Source organism: Streptomyces sp. sk2.1 (assembly GCF_008120935.1).
Classification (GTDB): Bacteria; Actinomycetota; Actinomycetes; order Streptomycetales; family Streptomycetaceae; genus Streptomyces.
Window position 1 is genome coordinate 267,313 of sequence record NZ_RDBO01000033.1, and the last position, 21,438, is coordinate 288,750.

The 21,438-nt window shown below is 70.4% G+C and carries 22 protein-coding genes; 10 read left to right on the plus strand and 12 right to left on the minus strand.

Annotated elements, in window-relative coordinates; genetic code table 11:
* Positions 1 to 3: 3 nt before the first annotated feature.
* Positions 4 to 981 carry a mevalonate kinase gene (locus EAO76_RS13245; protein ID WP_148836121.1) on the plus strand — a complete coding sequence of 326 codons (978 nt, stop codon included), beginning with the start codon at positions 4 to 6 and terminating at the stop codon, positions 979 to 981.
* Here EAO76_RS13245 and EAO76_RS13250 read toward each other — a convergent pair.
* From EAO76_RS13250 to EAO76_RS13265, 4 genes are all read right to left on the minus strand, one after another.
* Positions 963 to 2,063 carry a radical SAM protein gene (locus tag EAO76_RS13250; RefSeq protein ID WP_148836122.1) on the minus strand — a complete coding sequence of 367 codons (1,101 nt, stop codon included), beginning with the start codon at positions 2,061 to 2,063 and terminating at the stop codon, positions 963 to 965. The genes EAO76_RS13245 and EAO76_RS13250 overlap by 19 nt on opposite strands.
* 67 nt (positions 2,064 to 2,130) lie before the next feature.
* On the minus strand, positions 2,131 to 2,988 hold the full coding sequence (locus tag EAO76_RS13255) for a carbohydrate ABC transporter permease (protein ID WP_187438589.1): 858 nt from the start codon (positions 2,986 to 2,988) through the stop codon (positions 2,131 to 2,133).
* A complete protein-coding gene (locus EAO76_RS13260) occupies positions 2,985 to 3,899 on the minus strand; it encodes a carbohydrate ABC transporter permease (protein WP_148836123.1) in 915 nt (304 codons plus the stop codon). Before EAO76_RS13260 ends, EAO76_RS13255 begins: the two co-directional genes overlap by 4 nt.
* On the minus strand, positions 3,889 to 5,172 hold the full coding sequence (locus tag EAO76_RS13265; RefSeq protein WP_148836124.1) for an extracellular solute-binding protein: 1,284 nt from the start codon (positions 5,170 to 5,172) through the stop codon (positions 3,889 to 3,891). The genes EAO76_RS13260 and EAO76_RS13265 overlap by 11 nt, the downstream gene beginning before the upstream one ends.
* A 313-nt stretch (positions 5,173 to 5,485) precedes the next feature.
* Between EAO76_RS13265 and EAO76_RS13270 the strand changes: the two genes are divergently transcribed.
* Together EAO76_RS13270 and EAO76_RS13275 are read left to right on the plus strand one after the other, a co-directional pair.
* Positions 5,486 to 6,664, plus strand: coding sequence for a serine/threonine protein kinase (locus EAO76_RS13270; RefSeq protein WP_262375436.1), 1,179 nt, complete (start codon positions 5,486 to 5,488; stop codon positions 6,662 to 6,664).
* A 9-nt stretch (positions 6,665 to 6,673) separates the two neighbouring features.
* Positions 6,674 to 7,426: an HAD family hydrolase gene (locus EAO76_RS13275; protein ID WP_262375437.1), complete on the plus strand. Its 753-nt coding sequence runs from the start codon at positions 6,674 to 6,676 to the stop codon at positions 7,424 to 7,426.
* Here the strand turns inward: EAO76_RS13275 and EAO76_RS13280 are convergent.
* A complete protein-coding gene (locus tag EAO76_RS13280; protein ID WP_262375438.1) occupies positions 7,356 to 8,849 on the minus strand; it encodes a N,N-dimethylformamidase beta subunit family domain-containing protein in 1,494 nt (497 codons plus the stop codon). The two genes, EAO76_RS13275 and EAO76_RS13280, sit on opposite strands and share 71 nt — an antisense overlap.
* A 169-nt stretch (positions 8,850 to 9,018) precedes the next feature.
* Between EAO76_RS13280 and EAO76_RS13285 the strand changes: the two genes are divergently transcribed.
* Together EAO76_RS13285 and EAO76_RS13290 are read left to right on the plus strand one after the other, a co-directional pair.
* Complete coding sequence (locus EAO76_RS13285; RefSeq protein ID WP_187438590.1) at positions 9,019 to 9,891, plus strand: class I SAM-dependent methyltransferase; 873 nt, start codon at positions 9,019 to 9,021, stop codon at positions 9,889 to 9,891.
* The gene (locus EAO76_RS13290; RefSeq protein WP_148836126.1) at positions 9,888 to 10,649 is read left to right on the plus strand and encodes a GNAT family N-acetyltransferase; all 762 of its coding nucleotides are present in this window, start codon (positions 9,888 to 9,890) and stop codon (positions 10,647 to 10,649) included. Before EAO76_RS13285 ends, EAO76_RS13290 begins: the two co-directional genes overlap by 4 nt.
* A gap of 19 nt (positions 10,650 to 10,668) precedes the next feature.
* Here the strand turns inward: EAO76_RS13290 and EAO76_RS44495 are convergent, their stop codons facing one another.
* The gene (locus tag EAO76_RS44495) at positions 10,669 to 10,830 is read right to left on the minus strand and encodes a hypothetical protein (protein WP_187438591.1); all 162 of its coding nucleotides are present in this window, start codon (positions 10,828 to 10,830) and stop codon (positions 10,669 to 10,671) included.
* Positions 10,831 to 10,893: 63 nt separating this feature from the next.
* Between EAO76_RS44495 and EAO76_RS13300 the strand changes: the two genes are divergently transcribed.
* Positions 10,894 to 11,580 carry a hypothetical protein gene (locus EAO76_RS13300; protein ID WP_187438592.1) on the plus strand — a complete coding sequence of 229 codons (687 nt, stop codon included), beginning with the start codon at positions 10,894 to 10,896 and terminating at the stop codon, positions 11,578 to 11,580.
* Between the two features lie 151 nt (positions 11,581 to 11,731).
* Positions 11,732 to 12,454 carry a DUF981 family protein gene (locus EAO76_RS13305; protein ID WP_148836127.1) on the plus strand — a complete coding sequence of 241 codons (723 nt, stop codon included), beginning with the start codon at positions 11,732 to 11,734 and terminating at the stop codon, positions 12,452 to 12,454.
* A gap of 56 nt (positions 12,455 to 12,510) precedes the next feature.
* Here the strand turns inward: EAO76_RS13305 and EAO76_RS13310 are convergent, their stop codons facing one another.
* From EAO76_RS13310 to EAO76_RS13320, 3 genes are all read right to left on the minus strand, one after another.
* Positions 12,511 to 13,392: a glycosyltransferase family 2 protein gene (locus EAO76_RS13310; protein WP_148836128.1), complete on the minus strand. Its 882-nt coding sequence runs from the start codon at positions 13,390 to 13,392 to the stop codon at positions 12,511 to 12,513.
* A gap of 142 nt (positions 13,393 to 13,534) precedes the next feature.
* A complete protein-coding gene (locus EAO76_RS13315; protein ID WP_187438593.1) occupies positions 13,535 to 14,482 on the minus strand; it encodes a hypothetical protein in 948 nt (315 codons plus the stop codon).
* 127 nt (positions 14,483 to 14,609) lie between these two features.
* Positions 14,610 to 14,834: a hypothetical protein gene (locus EAO76_RS13320; RefSeq protein ID WP_148836129.1), complete on the minus strand. Its 225-nt coding sequence runs from the start codon at positions 14,832 to 14,834 to the stop codon at positions 14,610 to 14,612.
* A 108-nt stretch (positions 14,835 to 14,942) separates the two neighbouring features.
* On the opposite strand from EAO76_RS13320, the gene EAO76_RS13325 reads away from it, so the two are divergent.
* Positions 14,943 to 15,785, plus strand: coding sequence for a helix-turn-helix transcriptional regulator (locus EAO76_RS13325; protein ID WP_148836130.1), 843 nt, complete (start codon positions 14,943 to 14,945; stop codon positions 15,783 to 15,785).
* Positions 15,754 to 15,996, plus strand: a complete 243-nt coding sequence (locus EAO76_RS13330) for a DUF397 domain-containing protein (RefSeq protein ID WP_376447841.1) — start codon at positions 15,754 to 15,756, stop codon at positions 15,994 to 15,996. The genes EAO76_RS13325 and EAO76_RS13330 overlap by 32 nt, the downstream gene beginning before the upstream one ends.
* A gap of 64 nt (positions 15,997 to 16,060) precedes the next feature.
* Here the strand turns inward: EAO76_RS13330 and EAO76_RS13335 are convergent, their stop codons facing one another.
* A complete protein-coding gene (locus EAO76_RS13335; protein WP_148836132.1) occupies positions 16,061 to 17,866 on the minus strand; it encodes a coagulation factor 5/8 type domain-containing protein in 1,806 nt (601 codons plus the stop codon).
* Positions 17,867 to 18,344: 478 nt separating this feature from the next.
* Here EAO76_RS13335 and EAO76_RS13340 point away from each other — a divergent pair, with 478 nt between their 5' ends.
* The gene (locus EAO76_RS13340; protein ID WP_148836133.1) at positions 18,345 to 18,821 is read left to right on the plus strand and encodes a nuclear transport factor 2 family protein; all 477 of its coding nucleotides are present in this window, start codon (positions 18,345 to 18,347) and stop codon (positions 18,819 to 18,821) included.
* Positions 18,822 to 18,965: 144 nt separating this feature from the next.
* On the opposite strand, the gene EAO76_RS13345 is transcribed toward EAO76_RS13340, so the two are convergent.
* Positions 18,966 to 20,504 (minus strand): FG-GAP-like repeat-containing protein, encoded by a 1,539-nt coding sequence (locus EAO76_RS13345; RefSeq protein ID WP_187438594.1) that lies wholly within the window; start codon positions 20,502 to 20,504, stop codon positions 18,966 to 18,968.
* Between the two features lie 131 nt (positions 20,505 to 20,635).
* Entirely contained in the window at positions 20,636 to 21,355 is a 720-nt protein-coding gene (locus EAO76_RS13350; RefSeq protein ID WP_148836135.1) for a class F sortase, read from the minus strand.
* Positions 21,356 to 21,438: the final 83 nt, after the last annotated feature.

Sequence of the window (21,438 nt, forward strand, 5' to 3'; positions counted from 1 at the left end):
GCCATGTACCCGATACGCGCGGTGGTGCCCTGCCGGGCCTGCCTGTCCGGTGAGGACCTGGACTGGCTCGGCGGTGGCCGCTCGGTGAGCCTCGCGCTCGGTCTGATGACGACCGTGGAGGTCCGTCCCGCCGACCCGCCCGACGACGGGGCCGAGGACGGCTGGCAGCGGGAGGTGTGGGCGTTCCTGCGCGCGCGGCTGGCCGGGCTCGCCCCGCGCCCGCCCGCCGTCGCGGTGCGCAGCCAGGCGCCCTCGGCGAGCGGTCTGTCCTCGTCCACGGCCCGGATCGTGGCGCTGTTCCGGGCGTTCGCGGACGCCGCCCTCCCCGGGCGGCGGCTCTCCGACGCCACGATCACGCAGTGGGCGTACGAGTTCGAGTTCGCCGTCTTCAACGGTGGCGGCATGGACCATCTCGCGGTCGTCGAGGGCGGTGCGCTGCTCCTCGACGGCCGCGAGCAGGGGCTGCCGGAGGTGTGGGACCGGCTGGAGTTCCCCGAGCGGTGGCGGGTGGTCGTCGTGGATTCCGGCACCCGCAAGGACACCGGGCACCACATCCGGGACGTGCGGGCGCAGCTCGCGTCCGGTGATCCCGCGCTGGCCGCCTACCGGTCCGCGGCCGACGAGGCGTCGGGCCGGGTGTGGGAGGCGTTGCGCGGCCGGGACCTGGCGGCGCTCGGGGCCGCGATGTCCGATGCCCATGCCGCCATGCGGGACCACCAGGGGATGTCGACGCCGCTGCTGGAGGAGTTGCGGGCGGTCGCGCTGCGTTCCGCCGGCCTGCCGCTGAAGCTCAGCGGGGCCGGCGGAGGCGGTGCGCTGGTCGGCGTCTGCCCGGTGGACGAGGTGGCGGGGACGGTGGAGCGCCTCGCGCGGGCGCTGGGGGTCTCCCATCCGGGTGCCCGGGTCGTGCCCACCGCGGCGGCCCCGGGCGCCCGGCGGGGGCCGGTGCCGGTGGCGGGCGGTCAGATGAAGGGGTCGTAGTCCTGGGTGAGCGGGGGCTCGCCGGTTCCGCGGGCGATGCGTTCCAGCTCCAGGTTGGAGCGGTGGCGTGCGCAGTGGAACCGGCAGTCCCTGCTCGGGTCGACGATTCCCCGGCGGTCCGCGTCCCGCCAGATGTCGGCGAGGTCGTCGGTGACGGCGTCGCCGATCCTCGCGAGCGGGTTGCCCCGGTGGTAGGAGCACACGTACACCCCGGAGGGTGTGATGAGGGTGCGGAGTTCGGCGACCCGGCAGCGGTCGTAATCCTTGGGCTGTACGGGGCCCACGTGGCCGCGCAGCGAGGTGAGGGTGGAGGAGTTGACGAGCTGGAAGCTCTCGCTCTCCAGCCGGGCGGCCTCGGCGAGCTGGCGGTCGACGGATTCCAGCATCGCGCCGGGCACCTGCACGATGTGGTGGTCGTCGTCGAACATGGCCTTGGTCTCGAAGTAGTCGCAGCCGATGTCGTGGGCGAGTTCGGCGGCGCGCAGCACCTCGTGGTGGTTGGTGACGGTCTCCCCGCCGGGTTCCCGGCGTGACATCACGAGGAAGGAGTAGCCGAGCGCTCCGGTCTTCTCGGCGGCGAGCAGCCGCATGTTCTCGATGACCTTGTCGAAGACGCTGCGGCCCTTGCGGTCGGGCCGGAACAGTCCGTACGTGTCGGCGGTGCCGGCGTCGACGGAGACCCGGACCCAGGTGGCGTAGCGGGCGAGCTCGGCGAGGTTCTGCCGGATCATCGTGCCGTTGGTGACGACTCCGACGGCCAGGCCCGCCTCGCCGAGGATGCGTAAGACCTTGCGGGTGCCGCGATGGGCGAGGGGTTCCCCGCCGCCTATGAGGACCACCGCCCGTACGGACATGGCGACGAGTTCCTCGGCAAGGGCGGCGAGCCGCTCGGGGGTGAAGCGGCTCTGGTTGAGGAGCTTTCCGCTGATGCACTCGGGGCAGGCCAGGTCGCAGAAGGTGGTCGGGTCGAGGTCCACGACGAGCGGGGCGCTGGAGGGTTCGCCGGCGGCGGCCTTGAGGATCCGGGGCCAGCCGGTGGGCTGGTACAGCTTGGAGACGAGGTCGAGGCGGTCGTGCGTCACGGGGCTCTCCTCTGCGGGATGTACGGGGTGTCGGCGGCGGGGCGTACCGGTCCCGGCCGGGCGTCGCTCAGCCCTTGACCGCTCCGGTGGCCAGGCCCGCGGCGATCTTGCGCTGGACGGCCAGGAAGAAGACGACGACGGGCAGGGCGGTGAGTGTGGCGCCCGCCATCAGCCCGCCGTAGTCGGTGCCGAAGCTGGTCTGGAAGGAGACCAGCCAGATGCTGAGGGTCTGCTTCTCCGGAGTGGACAGCAGGACGTAGACGAGGACGTACTCGTTCCATGCCTGCACCATCGCGAAGACGGAGGTGGCGACGAGGCCGGGGGCGAGCAGCGGCAGGACGACGCGGACGAAGGCGCCGAGCCGGCCGCAGCCGTCGACCATCGCCGCCTCCTCCAGTTCCACCGGGATCGCGGAGATGAAGCCGCGCAGCATCCACACGGTGAACGGCAGGGTGAAGACGAGGTAGACGAGGATCACGCCGCCGAGGCTGTCGGTGAGGCCGGCGTCGTTGAGCAGCAGGTAGACGGGGATGACGAGGGCGGCGAGCGGGATCATCTGGACGGTCAGGACGACGACGACGAACGCCTTGCGGCCGGCGAAGCGGAAGCGGGCCAGGGCGAACGCGGCGAGGGTGCCGACCAGGAGGGAGACCAGGACGGTGCCCAGGCCGATGACGGCGCTGGAGCGGACGTTGGGCCAGAAGGTCTCCGTGCCCATCGCGCGGGCGAAGTTGTCGAGGGTGGGGCTGCTCGGCCAGAACTCGGGCGGCAGGCTGAGGATCTCGGTCGCGGGCCGGAACGCGGTGAGGACCATCCAGTAGACGGGGAAGCCGATGACGGCGGCCACGAGGAGGCCGAGGAGGTCGTACCGGCGCCGGGAGCGCCGCCCGGTCCTCGTCCCGCGCCTTTTTCGTACCGGGCTCATTCGGCCTCCCCCAGTCTCAGCATCTGCCGCAGGTACACGACGGCGCCGGCGAGCAGCAGGATGACGGTGACCAGGGCGATCGCGGCTCCGGTGCTGTAGCGGTTGACGGCGAACGACTCGATGAAGGAGTAGACGCCGAGCAGGTAGTACTCGCGTTCCGGCTGGCCGCCGCGCATCAGCCAGATCTGGTTGAAGACGCCGAAGTCCCAGATCGCCATCAGGGTGGTGACCATCACGAAGAGGGGTTTGATCGAGGGGAAGGTGACGTACCGGAAGACCTGGGACGGACGGGCGCCGTCGATGAGGGCGGACTCCTCCAGTTCCGGCGGGATCTGGGCGAGTGCCGCGTGCAGGCTGACGGCGGCGAACGGCAGCGCGCCCCAGACGACGACCCCGGTGATGACGGCGAAGCCCTGCCAGGGGTCGGTGAACCAGTTGTGGCGGGCGAGGTCGATGCCGGGCAGCGTCGTCAGGAGCCAGTTGACGAGGCCGTAGTCCGCGTCGAAGAGCCAGCGGAAGATGGCCGCGGCGACCATCACCGGCATCGCCCACACGGCGACGAGCACACCGCAGAGGACGGCCCGCACCCATGGCGAGGTCCGTCGCATCAGCAGGGCGATCAGCAGGCCGAGCAGCATGGTGAGGGTGACGCAGACGGCGGTGAACAGGGCCGTGCGGGCCACCACCGTCCAGAAGAACCCGTCGCCGAGGATCGTCCGGAACTGCGCGAGACCGGCCCAGGGCGGTGACTCTCCGCTGAACAGCTCCTTGCGGGTCATGTCCTGGAAGGCCAGGGTCACCATGTCGACCAGCGGATAGGCCAGGACCACGACGAGGGCGAGGAGGGCCGGGGCGATCAGCAGGTAGGGCAGACGGGGGCGTGGCCTTCGGCCGGCCGGATCAGCGCTCATTGATCACTGCGTCGATCCTGCGGTCCGCCTCGCGTGCGGCGTCCCGCACGGACGCCTTTCCGGTGGCGATGCGTTCCAGCATCTCGGGCAGGACGTTGGACTTCTCCACCGAGGTCCAGCCGGGGGCGAGCGGGGTGACCCAGCCGCGCGTGGCGGCCTGGGCCGCAGGACCGTTTATGCCTCCGGCGGCGACGTCGGCGAGTTGCACGGTGTTGTTCGGGAGGGTGTTGGCGTCGATCAGCTTCTGCTGCGACTTGCTGTCGGTGAAGATGCGGATCCAGTCGGCGGCCAGCTTCTGGTTCCGCGACTTGGCGGGCACGGCCAGGGTGGAGCCGCCGAGGAACGGCGGGAGCAGTTGCCCGGAGGGGCCGGGGAAGGCGAAGGTGGCGAACTTGCCCTCGAGTGCCGGGTCGCCCCCGGAGCGGGGGTCGGCGGCGGCCTGGGCCTCCCAGGTGTTGCCGTAGAAGACGCCGACCTTGCCCTGTCCGACGACGCCCGGCTGGTCGCCGTTGTCCTTCGCCCGGTCGCCGACGTAGTAGTCGTCCAGGAGCTTCTTCCAGGTGGTGAGTCCGGCGACGGACTTCGGCGAGGAGAGGGCGCCCTGCCAGCGGCCGTTCTTCTCCACCGCCATCTCGCCGCCCGCGTCCTTGACGAAGCCCATGGCGGCGGACCAGTAGCGGCCGGGCATGTAGAAGGCCGAGAAGCCGGGGTCCTCGGCGCCGTACTTCTTCTTGAGCCGGTCGAGGGCGGAGATCAGCTCGGGATAGGTGCGCGGGGCGCGGGCGATGCCGATTTCCTCGAAGTAGTCGGTGCGGTAGACACCGACGCGCGCTCCCGCGTAGTACGGCACGCAGTACGTCTCGCCGTCGAGGCGACAGGCGTCGGCGAGGGCGGGCAGCCACTGGCCGGACCGGTCGAAGGTCTTCGGGTCCAGCGGTGCGAAGGCGCCGTTGACGAGGTAGTTGGTGGTCTCGCTGTTGCCCATCTCGACCACGTCGGGCACGTTCCGGCCCGCGAGGACGGCGTCGAGCTTCTGGTTCTTCGTCGTCCACTGCTGGTACTGGACCTCGACCTTCACGCCCGGGTGCTGCTTCGCGAACCTGGCGTTGGCGGCGGCGACCATCTCGGGCCAGCTCTCGCGGGCGTCCACGGTCAGCCACACCGTCAGGTCGCCGTCCGCCCGTCCGTCCCCGCCTCCCGAACCGCACCCCGCCACCGCGAGCAGCAACAGGGCTCCCAGAATCCCGGATCGGCGGGGCAGACGCAGTGTCATGGGTTCCTCCGTGCGGGATTCGTCAAGACGTACGGGCTTCGGTGACGGTCTTCTCACTACCCCGCGGATCACTGCTCTCCGCCACGACACGGAGTTTCGGCCGGAAGACGGCGGTGTGCTTCCCACGAAGGGCCCAGCGTTCACCCGTTGCGCTGCGTCGATGCCACCCGGTGACGAAAGGGACGGGGTCGCACTCGGGCCACATTGACGTGAATGACACGTCGGGTAGCCGGGTCGCTCTTGACGGTGACGGCGCGGTACCCGCAGTTTGGGCCCCTGCGGCACTCCACGACCCCGATCGAAGGGCTTGTACGTGACCGAGCAGAGCACCCCCGCGTCCGACATCTCCGCCCCCGCCGGCTCCGAGCGCCCCGTGCGGGTCAACGCCTGGAACGGATGGGACCCGCTGAGGCATGTGATCGTCGGCCGCGCGGAGGGCACCGTGGTGCAGGCCCCCGAGCACGCGGTGCGCCGCGACTATCCCGACGACGGCTTCCCGTTGGGGACGTACGGCCCCATGCCCGCGGACATGGTGGCCGAGGCCGAGCAGCAGCTCGACGACTTCGCCGAGATGCTCCGGCGGCGCGGCATCCGTGTGGACCGTCCCACCCCGATCGACTTCACCCGGGAGGTGTCCACCCCGGAGTGGGCGCACGACTCGATGTTCGGCTGCATGCCGCCCCGGGACCTGCTGCTCACGGTCGGCAACGAGGTCCTCGAAGCGACCATGTCGTACCGCAGCCGCTGGTTCGAGTACCTGTGCTACCGGCCGGTGCTGCAGAACCTGTTCGACTCCGACGACCGGATGCGCTGGGAGGCCGCGCCCAAGCCGCGGCTCACGGACGCCTCGTACCGGACCGGGTTCTGGGACACGTACAACGACCTGTCGACCGAGGAGCAGTTGGCCCGGGTCCGTGACTACGACCTGGTGCTCACCGAGGCGGAGCCGCTCTTCGACGCGGCGGACGTGGCGCGGTTCGGCAAGGACCTCTTCGTGCAGCTGTCGTTCGTCACCAACAGGAGCGGCTACGAGTGGCTGCGCCGCCACTTCCCCGACCACCGGGTGCACGCGGTGACCTCGACCAACACGCATCCGCTGCACATCGACGCGACCTGGGTGCCACTGCGGCCCGGTCTGGTGCTGCACTGCGGGGAGCGGCTCGCGGACGCCGAGCTGATGGAGTTCTTCAAGCTCAACGACTGGGAGATCGTGGAGGCCGTGCAGCCGGCCAGCTGGGACCACCCGCCGAAGCTGTCCTTCTGCAGCCCGTGGCTCGCCGGGAACATGCTGAACCTCGATCAGAACACCCTGTGCGTGGAGGAGAAGGAGGTGCGGCTCGCCGAGCAGTTGTCCTCGTACGGGTTCGAGATCGTGCCGGTGCCGTTCCGGGCGGTCGGGCCGTTCGGCGGCGGGCTGCACTGCGCGACCGTCGACATCGAGCGGGACGGCACCCTGGAGGACTACTTCCCGCACCGGTACGGCCGGTTCTAGGCGGATTCCGTGGTGGTGACGGACGAGACCCGTGCGGTCGTCCTCGACTTCTACGGGACGCTCGTGCGGATGGTGGAGCCGTTGCCGCCGGACCACCGCGGCATCTTCGCCCGCCGGGGTCTGGCGGCGCAGGGCGAGCTCTGGGGCGACCAGTGGTCGGTGGGCCCCGGCGAGGGCGAGGAGCACGCGGCGCACTCGGTCGACGAGACGGCGTACGTGACGTGGGAACGCGACCGGCTGCGGCGCCGGGCGCGGGCCTGCGGTGTGCCGGAGGCCGAGCTCGACGGTCTGGTCGCCGAGCTCGACCGGGCGATGAAGGCGGTCCGGCTGGAGCTCTATCCGGACGTGCCCGGGGTGCTCGCGCGGTTGCGGGAGCGGGGCCTGCTGATCGGGGTGTGCTCCAACTGGTTCTGGAACCTGGAGGACTGCGTCGGGGCGGTGGGGATCGGCGGGGCCGTGGACGTGGTGGTGGGCTCCGCGCGGGCGGGGGCCCGCAAGCCGCATCCGCTGATCTACCGCACGCTGGTCGAGCGTTGCGCGCTGCCGGCGGACCGGGTGCTGTTCGTCGGGGACATGTGGGTGCCCGACGTGCTCGGTCCGCTGGCGGCGGGGATGCGGGCGGCGCACCTGTGGCGGCCCGACCGGGCGGTGGAGGGTCTCGCACCGCCCCTGCCCGAGGGGGTGGTGCGGATCACCGGTCTGGACGAGCTCGTCCGGGCCGCGGGCTCCGGTGGCGGAGCCGGTCGAGGAGGTTGCGGGTGACGCGGCCGACGGCCGGATCCTGTTCGTGTCCGCAGACCACGGGCCAGTCGGTGGTGCCCGCGGTGAAGACGGTGCCGCCGCCGTCGGCGGTGTGGAGGCCCATGGTGGCGGCCCGGGGGCTGCTGATGGTCGGTTCGCGCGCGGGGCCGTTCCAGTGGCCCCATTTGAAGTGATGGAAATCCTCGTGCACCGGTTCGAGGACGTGAATTCCGAGAATGAGGAATGATTTCGGCGTTCCGTCCTCGCCGGTGGCACGGGCGATTCCATCCGCGTCGCAGGAGAACGCGGCACCGTCGCATTCGTATCCGATGAGGGGGGTCCCCGCCCCCAGCCGGTCCGCCGTTCCCCCGTCGGATCCGTCGCGCAATCCGGTGCCCTCGTAGATCCAGTGGTCGGCGTGCTGCACGGTGTATCCGACGCGGGGGCGGTCGCCGGGCCATTCGGTGGCGGGCCACATTCCGCCGTTCCGGAAACTCACTCCGGTGAGCGTGTTCTCGGGATTTCCGACTCCGTCGGGCGCGGGCACCCACCACTGGTCGGTGGCCGGCAGATGGGGGTATTCGTCGCCGACGTGATGATCGGTGTCGGAGACGAAAGCGGTGTTCCCGTCCGTCGGGTGCACCCGCCACCAGCAGGTGTTGGCGCTGAGAAAGGCGATGTTCCCGCCGTCGGCCACGAACCGCTCCGCGTGGGTGCGCATCGCGGCGCTCCAGTACTCGTCGTGGCCGACGCTGAGGAGCAGGTCGTAGGAGGCGAGCAGGCCGGGGTCCTCGTGCAGGTCGAGGTCGGTGCAGTACTCGACGGGGTAGCCGTGGCGTTCAAGCCAGGCGATGAAGGGCGCGTCCCAGTAGGCGAGGTCGATCACGCCCCCGGGACGGTGGAGGCTGACCTTGTGACCTCGGGGTTCGTCGCCGTTCCCGACCCGGTGGACGGGGTGGTCGTAGAGGCTGACGGCGCGTTCCAGACCGGGCCGGTCGGAGCGGTTGTAGGCGTGCCGGGTGAAGGTGGACTTCTTGTAGAGGATGCGGGAGCGGCTGCCGGGGACGCGGGGGCGCACGACGAAGAACTCCCGGGCGTGCCCCTCGATGTGCTCCGCGTCGAGGAGCGGGGGGTCGCCGGGGCGGTCCGGGCCGCATTCGACGAATTCGACCAGGTGGATTCCGGGCTCCCAGTCCCCCGGTACGGGCAGGGTGAGCGGCGGCCAGTTCCAGTCGTCGGCGGGCGACGCGCGTCCGGGTAATTCGTCGGGATGGCCGGGCGGGGTGTGCAGGCCGCCCGGATACTCCCCGGATTCCCCGACGGGTATGAGTTCCTCTCCGAGCCGGTAGAAACGGAGCCGGAACCGGGGGGCGTCGGTGGAGAGATGGAACGTCACTTCCCCGCCGACGGTGACACTTTCACGTCCGAGATATCCCTCAATCATGCCGCTCATGCTAGGCAGCCGCCGAACCGACGACAACGGCACCATCAACCGGCCATTCGATCCCCTGTTTTCGGACATGGCGGGTGGGCCGGGACTTTCCGCCACGACTGTTGGGTAGGGCGCTGTCCGGAAAAGGGCACGGCCGTCCATCGATCGGTGAGGGGCTCGCATGAGCGATGAATTCCGCGGTGAATTCCGTGTACGGGAACTGGTGCTGGGGATCGAGGGGCTCGCGCTGCTGCGCCACGCCGTGGACGGTGACGAGGCGTTCCTCCGGGAACGGGTGGCCGACATCCGCCGCTTCGCCCTCGACGAGGAGAAGCTTCCGGACGGCGGGGCCCTGGTCAGCGAGCTCGACCCGGCGGCGGGGTACGCGTCCTGGTCGGCGGTGTACGACTCGCTGCCCAGCTCGTACATCGAGGTGGAGGAACCGGTCGTCCACGCGATCCTCGACGGTCTCGAACCGGGGGTGGCGCTCGACGCCGCCTGCGGCACCGGCCGGCAGACCCGGGCGCTGGCCGCTCGCGGGCACCGGGTCATCGGCGTCGACCAGTCGCCGCAGATGATCGCGAAGGCCCGCGAGCACACCCCGGGGGCCGAGTTCCGCGCGGGGCACCTGGACCGGCTGCCGCTCGACGACGACTCCGTGGACCTCGCCGTCTGCTCGCTGGCCATGACGCACCTTCCGGATCTCGTTCCCGGCGTGGCGGAGCTGGCCCGGGTGGTGCGGCCGGGCGGGCGGATCGTGATCACGGACCTGCACCCGTTCGTGATCGCGCTCCAGGGCCAGTGCCTCTTCGTGCACGGCGCCGAGGAACTCGCCTTCGTCCGCAACCACGTCCATCTGCCGAGCCGTTATCTGGAGGCGTTCGGCCGGGCGGGGCTGCGGGTGCGCGGCTGCCACGAGCCGTTGTTCAACGGGAGCCTGGCGCCCGGCGGTTACGAGGAGTTCATCGCGGACGCGGCCCGCGCCGCCTGGGACGGCCTCCCGATCGTCGTCGTCTGGGACGTCGAGGTCCCGTCCGGCGGGGAGGCTCCGTGAGCCCGGTCCTGGTACGGCACTCGGAGCGGCCCGAGCTGTGGGACCGCATCCCCGAGCGGTTCGCCGGCGTGGTGCCCGAGTACAACCTGCACGGGGACATCAACGGGGACTACTGGAACCGGCTGTTCGACGACTTCCCGGAGTTCCAGTTCCTCCTGTACGACGACGAGCACGACGTGATCGCCGGTGCCGGCCGCTCGCTGCCCCGCACCTGGGACGGCACCGCGGCGGACCTCGGCCCGGGGCTGGACGACTCGATCGCGCGGGCCTTCGCGGACCGCGACGCCGGGCGCGCCCCGGACGCGCTGTGCGCGCTGGGCATCGAGGTCGCCGAGGACCATCAGGGCCGGGGGCTGTCCAAGGTGCTGCTCGACGCGATGGCGGACACGGCGCGGCGCGCCGGGCTCGCGACGGTCCTGGTGCCGGTGCGTCCCACCTGGAAGGAGCGGTATCCGCTGGTGCCGATCGAGCGGTACGCGGCGTGGACCCGGGACGACGGGACCCCGTTCGATCCGTGGATCCGGACCCAGGTGGGCGCGGGCGGCACCCTCGCGGCGGCGTCCGCGCGTTCCTCGCGGATCACGGGGACGGTCGCCGAGTGGGAGAGCTGGACGGGGCTCGCCTTCCCGGAGGACGGGGAGTACGTCTTCCCCGGCGGTCTCTCGACGCTCCGGGTCGACCGGGCGCGGGACCTGGCCGCGTACTGGGAGCCGGGGGTGTGGATCACGCACCGGGTCGGGGACGACCGGGCCCGTTAGGCCGGGCCCGGCACGCATCTCAGTCGAGCCCCTCCCCCGCGTGGACGGCGGTCCACGCGAACGCGGTCATCGCACGGACCTCGTCCGCACCCGCCTCCGGGCGGCGTTCGGGCGGGAGTCCGGCGGGGCCCGCGGTGGCGACGGCGGAGTTCCGCAGCCGGTCGAGCGCGTCCGCGGGCACGCCGTCCGGCAGCGGGCCCAGCCCGCGGGCCGCCCGGGCCGCCTGCCGGCCGAGCAGCAGGCAGTGGATCCAGAGCTCCTGCGCGAACTCGCCGCCGACGCCGCCCCCCTGCTGGCCCGGGGCCGCGTCCTGGAGGAGCCGGGCTGGATCCCGTACATGCGGTACGGCGAGGGTTACATCCGGCTCGTCGGGCAGGAGCACGGCGCCGACGGCGGTCGCGGGCACCACCGCTGGCGCGACGCCCTGCCCGCGACCGGCCTCACCAAGGACACGATCGGTGCCGCGCGGGCCGCGCACCTGCCGAAGGACCTCGCGGCGGAGGTGGCCCGCACCTTCGGCGGCGAGTTCGCGCAGGAGCTCTGGATCCACTGCCTGCTGCTCGGCCGGCAGGCGGCCCGGGCGGCCCGCGGGCTGGGCCCGCTGCCGGACGGCGTGCCCGCGGACGCGCTCGACCGGCTGCGGAACTCCGCCGTCGCCACCGCGGGCCCCGCCGGACTCCCGCCCGAACGCCGCCCGGAGGCGGGTGCGGACGAGGTCCGTGCGATGACCGCGTTCGCGTGGACCGCCGTCCACGCGGGGGAGGCCCCCCTGCGCCTCGTACCGGACCGGCCGCCCCGTCCCCGTAACTCCCGAGTCGACCCCTCGTGCGGCGAACAGTCGTTCGCATGGTCATCTCTATCAACCCGGGCGTCGCTGGCGCAATCAGCAAACCGTCAATCGGTCAACGTTGGCTTGCTTATGACGTGGTGAAACGTGGTGGGAGTGGTTCCGGGCGATGTCGGGAGTGTGTTTGCAGTTGGCGGCGAGCGAGGTCGCCCTCCTGGCGAGCGGTTGGTTTCGCGACGGCGGGCCCAAAAGGTGCATAAAGCGCAAAAGATTAACAAAGGGTTATTCTGCGGGAATGATTCAGTACGTCGAGCCCCTCGCCGCATCCGGCCTGAAGGTCGACTGGACTCGGATGCCGACCTACAACACGATCATGTCCGTGGCCGCCGGTGCAGGGCTTCTGCTCCTGGTGGTGCTGGGGCGTCAGTTCCTCGCCTCCCGGAGCGCCATCGCGCCCGAGGGGTGGGCGCTGGCCTTCGGTGCCCTCGGCTTCACCCTCGTCACCACCGGTCTTCACATGACCCTGACCTGGCCGCTCGCCGGGCAGGGTTTTCCGTTCGACAACGTCATCTTCGGTGAGCCGGCACTGGCCTTCGGCGTATTTCTGCTCGCCGCCGCTTTTTATCTCTGGAAGCGGGGCGCCGAACTCCTCGGCGACGACCGCGTCACCCGTACGGCCCAGATCGCCGCGCCCATTTCCGTGTTCGTCTTCGGAATGGGGCTCGCCTGCTTCGGCATCGCCGCCGCAGGCTGGAAGTACACCCTCTTCGCCGCCCCGCCGGAGGAGCCCATTTCCGGTGAGTTCGCGGAGTGGCCGCTTCTGGAAGCGAGCTTCATGTCAGGGCTGTACGTTCTGGTCGGCATCGGCGCGGTCCTCTTCCCGTTCGCGCTGCGGCGTCCCAGGACATGGATGAGCCCGGTCATCGGAGTCGCCTGGGGGTTGTCCGGACTCGCCTTCCTGTTCTTCGGCGGACTGAACTACTTCACTCACATCGGGCTCATCGTCAACACCATGTGAGTCGGCGCGGGCCCGGTAGTCCGAGCCCGTCACGCGCGCGGGACCATCCCGAGGGGTCAGAGGATCGGGGGGCGGCCCAGGCGGGTCATGCGCCACACCGTGCGCCACTTCATCGCCTTGCGCGGGCCGCACGACGTCCGTACGCCCTCGGCGAAGCCGCCCCACCACGCCTTCGCGCCGCTCAAGGAGCGCATGCGGAGCATGGTGATCCCGGTCCACACGCCGAGGTAGACCGGGATCAGCGGGACCGGGAGCCGGCGGCGTGCCAGCCATACGCGGTTGCGCGCCGTGAACCGGTAGTAGACCGCGTGCCGGGCCGGGGACGTCTTCGGGTGCTGCAGGACGAGTTCGGGCTCGTAGAGGATCTTCCAGCCCTCGTCGAGCGCACGCCATGCCAGGTCGGACTCCTCGTGCCCGAAGAAGAACTCCCCGGCCCACAGGCCGGTCTGCTTGAGCATCGGTACGGAGAAGGCGTGCCCGCCGCCGAGGAACGCCGTCACCAGGCCCCGACGCATCGGGTCGTCGGCGCGCAGCCGGGGAATCCAGCGCCGTTCGGTGTGCCCGTGCTCGTCGGCGACCCGGAACCCGATGATCCCGAGCCGCGGGTCGGACGCGAACAGTTCCTGGACCTTCCGGAACACGCCCATGTCGATGAGGAGCCCGTCGTCGTCCAGCTCGACGATGACATCGACGTCGCCGGAGTCGCGCAGCAACTCCAGACCGACGTTGCGGCCCCCGGGGCAACCGAGGTTCTCGTCGAGGGGGACCTTGGTCACGTTCTCCGCCACGTCCACATCGGTGAGGGGAGTCGCGTTGCCGATCAGTACCACGCGCGCCGCCGGCACGTCCTGCTTCTCCACCGAGGTGAGAAGAGCCTCCAGTTCCCGTGGGCGGGTGCCCATGGTCACGATGACGACTCCGATACGCGGCAACGACATAGCGGCAAACTCCAGTGGTTGGCGGAGTGCCGATGCTAGCGCCGCGCGACGTGGTCCTCGCGCCGCACCCGGCTCGACCGGGGCGGCCGTCGCGCTGCGGCAAGGCCATCGACCGCGGCCCTCGGGAACCGAAGCGGCCGGGTCAGTGACGGGCGGCGGTCCGCCGCCCGGACAGCCCCGCGCGTACGGCGGCTGCGCCGCGTGCCGTGGCGGCCACCGCTGCCGACCCCCCGACCGGCGACGCGTCCCGGCACATGGCGCACAGCTCCTCGTCCCCCTCCGGGGCGAACAGCATCGGCTGCACGTGGTGGGGCCCGGCGCACTCGCGCATCGCGGCCGGGCGGGGCGGCGGAGACACCAGGGGAGGTGTCACCGGCGGCGTCACGGGATCCGGTTCGCTCAGCAGGTACCGCAGGAGGCCGCCCGGACGGTGGATGGCCCGTTCGCGTCCCGGCAGGCCGCGCCGGACCCGGTCGCGCACGTCGGCGGCGGTGTGCCCGAGGTCCAGCCACTCGGAGGCGAGCGCGACGAGCTGCGGGACCATGCCGCGCGGCACGGTCAGCCGGGGGTCCAGGGCCGTGATGCCGGTGACCAACTCCCGTGCCTCGCTGTCGCGTTCGGGAGCGGGAACCGCAGGGCAGGGAGGGGTGGAGGTGTTTCCCGCAGGGATCTTTTCGGGATGACGACCGGCGGCCCGACCCTTCGGCTCACCGGCGGCCGGACAGACGGCCGTCGGACGGCCGTCGCACATGGCGGCCGTCGGACGCCCGTTGCGTACGGCGAGGGCTTCCTCGGCGGTCAGTGGCACGGAGGAGACCAGTTGCACGGTGGACCAGAGGCCGCGCAGCCCCTGCTGTCGCCACTCGTGCACGAATCCCTCCCCCTTGAGCTGGGCCTTGGCCCGGTTGAAGGAGCCCTTCCCGATACCGGCACGGGTGGCGGTGCGGGAAAGGGACTCCTCGGAGCCCGGAGGGAGGGAGAGCTGCCAGGTGAGGATGCGGACGGCGTCGGACGACAGCCGGGGATGCCGCAGGATCTCGTTGGAGATCTGGGAGAAGTGGCGCAAGGGCGCGATAACATGCCGAAGCATCGTTCGTGTTCCTGTCCTGTCGGGAACTGACGGTGAAGGCCCTTGTCGCCGGGTGCAACCAGCGATGGGGGCCGCTTCATCGGTCACCGTACATGAACATCCGCGCACGCAGGGTCACTTCGTCCGGTCACCACTCCCCGCCGTAACGCTCCTGCTTCCGCTGGATCCATGCCTGGATCACGTGCGTCTCCTCGGGTGACGCGGCGCGCAGGTCGCCCGCGTCGATGGTCGCCACGAAATGCACGAACCGCACCCGCCGAAGGGCTCCGTCCACCCCGATGACCTTGCCGGGGCCGTAGACGTCGGTACCGGCGTGGGCGACGTAGGCGTCCTGCTCGAAGGGTGTTGCCATGGTGCTTCCTCTCGGCTCGCTTCACTCTGCGTGGGTGATTCATGTCACAGGGTGAGCTGCCTGCGGCTACGCTCGCCAGAGGTTTCAGCGTGACGATGCGCTTCGCACATGGGGGAGTTGTCGGTGGCCGGTGAGGGGATTCCCAAGGCTCGGGTCCTGTATGGCAAGGAATTACGCAGCCGCAGGGAGGCGGCGGGGTTGACGCAGGAGCAGCTGAGCCAACGTGCGTTCCTGTCCCGTACACACCTTGCCCATATGGAGGCGGGGCGGCGGCTGCCCTCGCCGGAGGACGCCGAGCGACTGGATCAAGTGCTGGACACGGGTGGGTTCTTCGTGCGGTTCCTGCCCATGCTGGACGACGAACACAAGATCGCCGAGTACTTCGAGGCGGTTGTGGAGTTCGAGAAGCAGGCGACGGTGATTCGGCATTACGACCCCAAGCTGATTCCCGGTCTGCTCCAGACGGAGGCATACGCCCGCGAGGTGCTGAGCTCCGGCTTCCCGCTCAAGAGTGAAGAGGAACGTGACAGGCTCCTCGTCACACGCCTGAAGCGCGCCCGCATCCTCGGCAACTTCGAATCGCCCGTGGTGTGGGTGCTGCTCGACGAGGCGGCGTTGCGCCGTCCCATCGGCGGACCAGCTCTGATGGCCGAACAGTTGCGTCGTGTCGTGGAGTTCGGGGAGCGGCGACGCATACGGGTGCACGTCCTGCCGTTCTCGGCGGGCTACCACGCGCTTATGGAGGGCATGGTCTTCCTGATGTGGTTCCAGGACCTGCCGCCCATCGCCTACACCGAAGGGCTCAAGTCGGGGCGGATCTGGGAGAATCCATCGGCAGTGCGCGACTTCCAGGCGGCCTACGATCACGCACTGGGGGATGCGCTCTCGCACCGGGAGTCCCTGGCCCTCATCCGTTCGGTTGCGGAGGAATACGAACAGGAAGCGCGGTGAATCCATCGTCCAGGACGCCTCGGTCCTGTCCGCCTGGCGCAAGTCCAGCTACAGCGGTGCCAGCAGCGGCGACTGCCTCGAAGTGAACGACGACTGCACTGCATGCGTCCCCGTCCGCGACAGCAAGAACCCGCACGGTCCGGCCGTCGTCTTCGCGGCCTCGGCCTGGACGCCGTTCGTGACGGCGGTCAAGGGCGACCGTCCGGTGTGACGGTGCGTCGGACCACGGAGCGGGGCCCGGTCGTCGTGACGACCGGGCCCCACTCCTGTGCGTGCTACGGGAACGACACCACCTGCGACGGAATGGTGTCCGAGCCCGAGGTGGGCGATCCCGTTCCGTTGATGACGTGCTCGTACTGGCCCTTGCCGCCGAGCGACACCACCAGCAGGTCGTGGAACCTCACGCCCGGCTTCACCGGTGCCTGGAAGCCGTGGTCCTGGCGGATCGTCGGGTCCACGTTGAAGTAGCAGTAGCTGCCCATCCCCCAGCCCTCGTGGTTGTTCACCGAGTCGTCGACCTTGTAGGCCGCGAAGCCCTTGATCTCGCCGTCCTGGATGGCGGCCTGGTCGGGGGCGTCGTACGCCTTCTCGTTCTGGAAGAAGATCGTCCGGCCGTTCTCGCCGGACCACCGGACGTCGTACTTGTTGAAGTGCTCGACGAACAGGCCGGTCGCCAGGACGCCGTCGCCGTTGACCTGGAGGCCGTAGTCGGCCCGGTTGGTCTCCCAGCCGACCCCCTCGCCGTGGTCGGCGCGCCAGATCCAGGTGTGGTCGACGATCGTGTCGTTGCTGTTGATCACCATGCCGGTGGTGGTCCGGCCGGCCCCGGCGCCGCCGACCCGTACGAACACGTCCTGGAGCGACGTCGGGTTGTCCGCGTGGCGCGCGGAGGCGCCCGCCGGGCCGACCTCGACCAGGGTGTCCGAGTTGGTGGGACCGGCGTCGACGAGCAGTCCGGCGAGCTTCACCCCGTCCACGTCACCGACCCTGATGGCCGTGACGCCGTTGTCCGGGACGATCGTGGCGAGGCCCAGGCCGAGCACCACGGTGTCGGCGCGGTCGATGTCGATCGGCCGGTCCACGTGGTGGATGCCGGGCGTGAACAGCAGGTGCAGGCCCTGTTCCACCGCCGCGTTGATCGTCTCGGCGGTCGCGCCGGGCTTCACCACGTAGAACCGGTCCAGCGGTATCGACTCGCCCTGCGGTGCGCCGTTGCCCCATGAAGTGCCGCGCGCGTTGGTGCGCTTCGCGGGCACGAACACCTTGTACGCGTCGCCGTCGAGGTACAGGAACGGCTTCTCGCGCGAGACGGGGGTGGTGTCCAGCGTGGTGTACGGCGGGTTCGGGAAGCTCTGCACGGGCGCGCCCTCGACGCCGGAGAACGTCATGTTCCAGACGGCGTTGTTCCAGCCGCCGACCGAGCTGTCCCGGGTGTACCACTGCTGTTGTGAGTACGGTGCGACCTGGCCGTCGATCCTGCTGTCGGCGATGTAGCCGCCGCTGGCCCAGCCGTAGCCGTCGGGTGCGAGGTTCAGTCCGCCCCGGACGTGCATCCGGCGGAACGGCGCGGCCTGCGAGACCGCCCAACGGTCCGTGCCGTTCACCGGGTTGAGTGCCAGGTTCTCCGCCGAGCGCCAGAAGTTCTGGGTGGCGTTCCCGTCGAACCAGCCGGCGTCGACCGTCACGTCGCCGTTGAACGTGGTGTCGTCCGGGCTCAGCCCCAGCCCGGCGATCGAGGTGTAGAAGCCGAGCTGCGCGTTGATGTTGTCGTACGTGCCCGGCTTGAAGAACAGCGCGTAGCGGCCGTCGCCGAACTGCGCCGACTCCTGTCGCTCGAAGATCTCGTCGACCTTGCCCTGGATGTCCGGCGTCGAGGGATCGAAGACCAGGACGTTGGGGCCCAGATCGCCGCCGCCGACGATCTCCTGCGTGTTCCGGTGAGTGTCCTGGCGCGTGCCCTGGCCGTGTGCCGTCGGGGCGGCGAGGGCGGAGGCGAGCAGCGCGGCGGCGAGTGCGGCGATCACGGCCGGTCCGGGAATCCGGATCCGACGGCGTGGGGGTGCTGTGGGGGGAGCATGCATGGGAACACTTCTCCTGAGTCGTGGTTCGGATGCACGACGAACTGTCGAGAGAGCGATCCGGGAGTGATCGGACAGTGATCCGAGAGCGCTCTGAGAGCGCTCTCTCGACGGGTTCCGATGGTTCCGCCGCCGCGCGGTGAACGTCAAGAGGTGTGGACGGATGGCCGTACGGGATCGACTTGAGCGCAACAACTAAAGCCAGAGGAAAGGCAATTGACCCGTCATGCGATCGGTTCGGTGAAGGTGTGGATTCAGGGGATGGCGCCCGAACGGCGAAGGGGCGGGGGCGGCCCCGTAAGGCCGTCCCCGCCCCTCGTGGTGCGTCGGTCCGTCAGGCTTTCGGTCCGTCGGCAGGTGTTTTTCGACATGCCGCGCCGCGTGATGCTCCATCCACCGGCACCAGGCATGAGGCCACACCCTTGGGCGACGCGTCGAAAAGGAATCGTGGGGACACCAACTGGGCTGGTAGGAAGTGGAGATGACCACTCACGATCTTGATTCCATGGAGCGTCTTCTCGCGGAACGCAGCTGCGAGCGTCTGGTCCTGGAATTCGTGCGTCGGCTCGACCTGGGCGATCCGAGTACGGTCTGCGACCTCTTCACCCCGGACGGGGTCTGGGAATGGCCATATGACGGGCGCCGGATCGAGGGCCGGGAAGCCTTGCGCGCGTACTTCGGCTCCCGGCCGGTGGACCGCCTGTCCCGGCGGATGTGCACGAACATCCTGGTCACCGTCGACTCGCCGGATATCGCGACAGCGACAACGTACTTCGCGACCTACCGAGTGGACGGCTGTACCGACGGTGCGCCGATTCCGCCTCGTCCGCCGGTGAATATCGGCCACTACGAGGACACCTTCCGCAGGATCGACGGCGTCTGGCTCATGGCGACACGCACACTCGTCCTGCCTTTCGGCGGGCCGACCGAGCGTCTGGATGCTCCGAGCCGGTCCTGATCAGGAGCCGACCCCCGGTTGCCGGGCTTCTTCGTCCGGTCGGTCCGGGGGTGTTGCGGGGCGGGCGCCGAGTCGTCCCGACGCCCCCCACATCCCGGATCATCCAGGTCCGGGCAGCTCACGGCCAGGGACCGAAGCACCTGCTCAGTCCGTCAGTGTTTCGCTGAAGCGGGACTGGTTGGTCGGGGCGCCGATCGTGGCCGCGCCGAAGGAGACGGAGCCCTTGGCGATGATCCCGGTGGCATCCGTACCGAAGATCCACAGGGCGCCCTTGCTGTTGTTCTCCGAGGGGGCGCCGACCACCATCTCCGTACGGCCGTTGCCGTCGTAGTCGCCCAGCGCGACGGCCTCGCCGAACTGGTCGCCCGCCTCGGCGACACCCGGGACCCCGGCCGTGTACTGGCCGAACTCCTTGGTGCCCGCGCCGCTCACGCCCTTCGGGCCACCCTTGAACACCAGGACCCGGCCGGCGTCGGAGATGCCGTTGATCCGCTCGCCGGGCAGGCCCACGGCGATGTCGGGGTAGGTGTCGCCGTTCGTGTCGCCCAGCGCCAGGCTGTAGCCCATCAGGTCGTGGGCCTCGGCCGTGCCGGAGACGCCCTCGGTGTCCTGGTTGATCCAGACGGGCTTTCGGGTGGTGCTCTGCCCCTTCGGGCCGCCGTACGAGACGAAGAGCGCGCCGCCCTTCTTCACCGGGGTGTCGGCGTGCGACCACTCGTCGCCGCGTCCGATGACGACGTCCCCGTGGCCGTCCTTGTCCAGGTCGGCGATGCCCACACTGACGCCGCCGACACCGGCGCCGTCCGCGTCCTTGATCTCGACCGGCGCGGCGAAACCGGTGCGGCCGCCCTTCAGCAGGTACGTGTGCTGCGCCCACGGGCCGTCCTCGGCGAAGCCGAGGACCACCAGGTCGCCCACGCCGTCGCCGGTCACGTCGCCGACGGCGGTCTTCGAGACGTCGAGCAGGTCGGTGCCCTCGACCGAGAACGAACTGAGCCCGCTCCACTTGCCGGTGCGGTCGATCGGGCCGTGCAGGATGTGGCCGCCGAGTCGTGCGTCGTCCACCGCGATGTCGGTGATGCCGTCACCGTCGACATCGCCCACGCTCAGGTCACCGAAGCCGTAGGCCTGGTCACCGGGGATGGGCTTCAGGAGCATGGCGTTCTTCGAAAGGCCGGACGGGCCGCCCCAGTTGACGACCAGCACCGTGCCCTTCTCGCCGTTGGCCCGGTACGCCCAGGGGCGGCTGACGAGATCCGCGTAACCGTCGCCGTCCAGGTCGGCGCTGCGCAGCACCGTGCCGTAGCGGGCGTCCCGGGGGTTGCTGATACCCGGGCGGTCCGGCCAGGTCAGCACCTGCTTGCGGGCGGAGGACAGGCCGCCGGGGCCGCCGAACAGGACGCTCACGGCACCCGCGCCCTCCTCCGAACCGACGACGGTGGTGGCCATGGGGGCGCCGACGGCGACGTCCGGGTAGCCGTCGCCGTTGAAGTCGTCGCGCAGCCGCTTGGGGCTCGGCGTGCTCGCGGCGGCGACGGACGACTGTGCGGCCGGGGCGGACGACTGTGCGGCGGTGACGGACGACTGTGCGGCGGCATGACCCACGGGCGCGGCGAGGGCTCCCGCGACCAGGGCGACACCGGTCGCGATCGCCAGCCGACGGCGGGGGGAGAGAACAGGCACGTGGATCAACTCCGGTGCTCGGGACGTCGGTCGGGGCAGTACGGAAAAGGTTCCGCACTGCCCCGTACGACGTCGCGCCCCGGCGGATGGTTGTGCCGAAGTGCCGACGGCCATCGACGGACGCCGTCGGCTCAGCCCTCCTTGAAGGTGTCGAGATGGGCGAAGGCCACCACGTTGTCCTTGTAGTCCTTGGCGGTCTTGTCGTACGCGCCACCGCAGGTGATCAGGCGCAGCTGGGCGGAGTTGGTGTCGGCGTAGACCCGCTCGTCGGGGAAGTCCGCCTTGCTGAACTGCTCGACGGAGTCGACCTTGAACGTGGCGACGGAGCCGTCGGCGCGGGTGACGTCCACCTTGGCGCCGGGCTTGAGGTACTGGAGCTGGAGGAACACGGCCGGGCCGGTCAGCGTGTCCACGTGGCCCGCCACGATCGAGGCGCCGCGCTCGCCGGGGGTGGCGCCGTCCTTGTACCAGCCGACCAGGTTGTTGTCGTCGGGGGGCGGCGCGTTCAGCTGGCCGTTGGCGCCGAGGGACAGATCGGTGAACGGGGCGTTGACGCCGATGGCCGGGATGCTCAGCCGCTCGGGGACGGAACGCGGCATGGTCGGGCCGACGGTGGTCGGTGACGGGGGGAGCGGGGCGGGTGCGGCGTGGGAGCCGAGGATCTCGGGCGTGGCGGACGCGACGGCCGCGGGCGGTGCGGGCGGTTTGTCGTCGGCCGAGGAGCCGAAGGAGTTGTAGATGAGGAGGACGCCCACGCCGGCTGTCACGGCGGGCCACATCAGGGCGCGGCCCAGTGTGGTTCGGGGGGCAGTCCGGGTGGGGGTGGAGCCGGTCGACTGCGGGGCGGCCATGGGAACGTGCCTTTCGGTTCAGTCGTGCGGTGCTGCGGGTGCGGGTGCGGGTGCGGGTGCGGGTGCGGGTGCGGGTGCGGGTG

Excerpts from the sequence above, each read along its gene's own strand:
- EAO76_RS13325 (WP_148836130.1), top strand. The coding sequence starts at position 14,943 with ATGGGGGAGTTGTCGGTGGCCGGTGAGGGGATTCCCAAGGCTCGGGTC.
- EAO76_RS13245 (WP_148836121.1), top strand. The coding sequence starts at position 4 with ATGTACCCGATACGCGCGGTGGTGCCCTGCCGGGCCTGCCTGTCCGGT.
- EAO76_RS13285 (WP_187438590.1), top strand. The coding sequence starts at position 9,019 with ATGAGCGATGAATTCCGCGGTGAATTCCGTGTACGGGAACTGGTGCTG.
- EAO76_RS13350 (WP_148836135.1), bottom strand. The coding sequence starts at position 21,355 with ATGGCCGCCCCGCAGTCGACCGGCTCCACCCCCACCCGGACTGCCCCC.
- EAO76_RS13255 (WP_187438589.1), bottom strand. The coding sequence starts at position 2,988 with ATGAGCCCGGTACGAAAAAGGCGCGGGACGAGGACCGGGCGGCGCTCC.
- EAO76_RS13335 (WP_148836132.1), bottom strand. The coding sequence starts at position 17,866 with ATGCATGCTCCCCCCACAGCACCCCCACGCCGTCGGATCCGGATTCCC.
- EAO76_RS13280 (WP_262375438.1), bottom strand. The coding sequence starts at position 8,849 with ATGATTGAGGGATATCTCGGACGTGAAAGTGTCACCGTCGGCGGGGAA.
- EAO76_RS13260 (WP_148836123.1), bottom strand. The coding sequence starts at position 3,899 with ATGAGCGCTGATCCGGCCGGCCGAAGGCCACGCCCCCGTCTGCCCTAC.
- EAO76_RS13340 (WP_148836133.1), top strand. The coding sequence starts at position 18,345 with ATGACCACTCACGATCTTGATTCCATGGAGCGTCTTCTCGCGGAACGC.
- EAO76_RS13265 (WP_148836124.1), bottom strand. The coding sequence starts at position 5,172 with ATGACACTGCGTCTGCCCCGCCGATCCGGGATTCTGGGAGCCCTGTTG.
- EAO76_RS13310 (WP_148836128.1), bottom strand. The coding sequence starts at position 13,392 with ATGTCGTTGCCGCGTATCGGAGTCGTCATCGTGACCATGGGCACCCGC.
- EAO76_RS13315 (WP_187438593.1), bottom strand. The coding sequence starts at position 14,482 with ATGCTTCGGCATGTTATCGCGCCCTTGCGCCACTTCTCCCAGATCTCC.
- EAO76_RS13305 (WP_148836127.1), top strand. The coding sequence starts at position 11,732 with ATGATTCAGTACGTCGAGCCCCTCGCCGCATCCGGCCTGAAGGTCGAC.
- EAO76_RS13320 (WP_148836129.1), bottom strand. The coding sequence starts at position 14,834 with ATGGCAACACCCTTCGAGCAGGACGCCTACGTCGCCCACGCCGGTACC.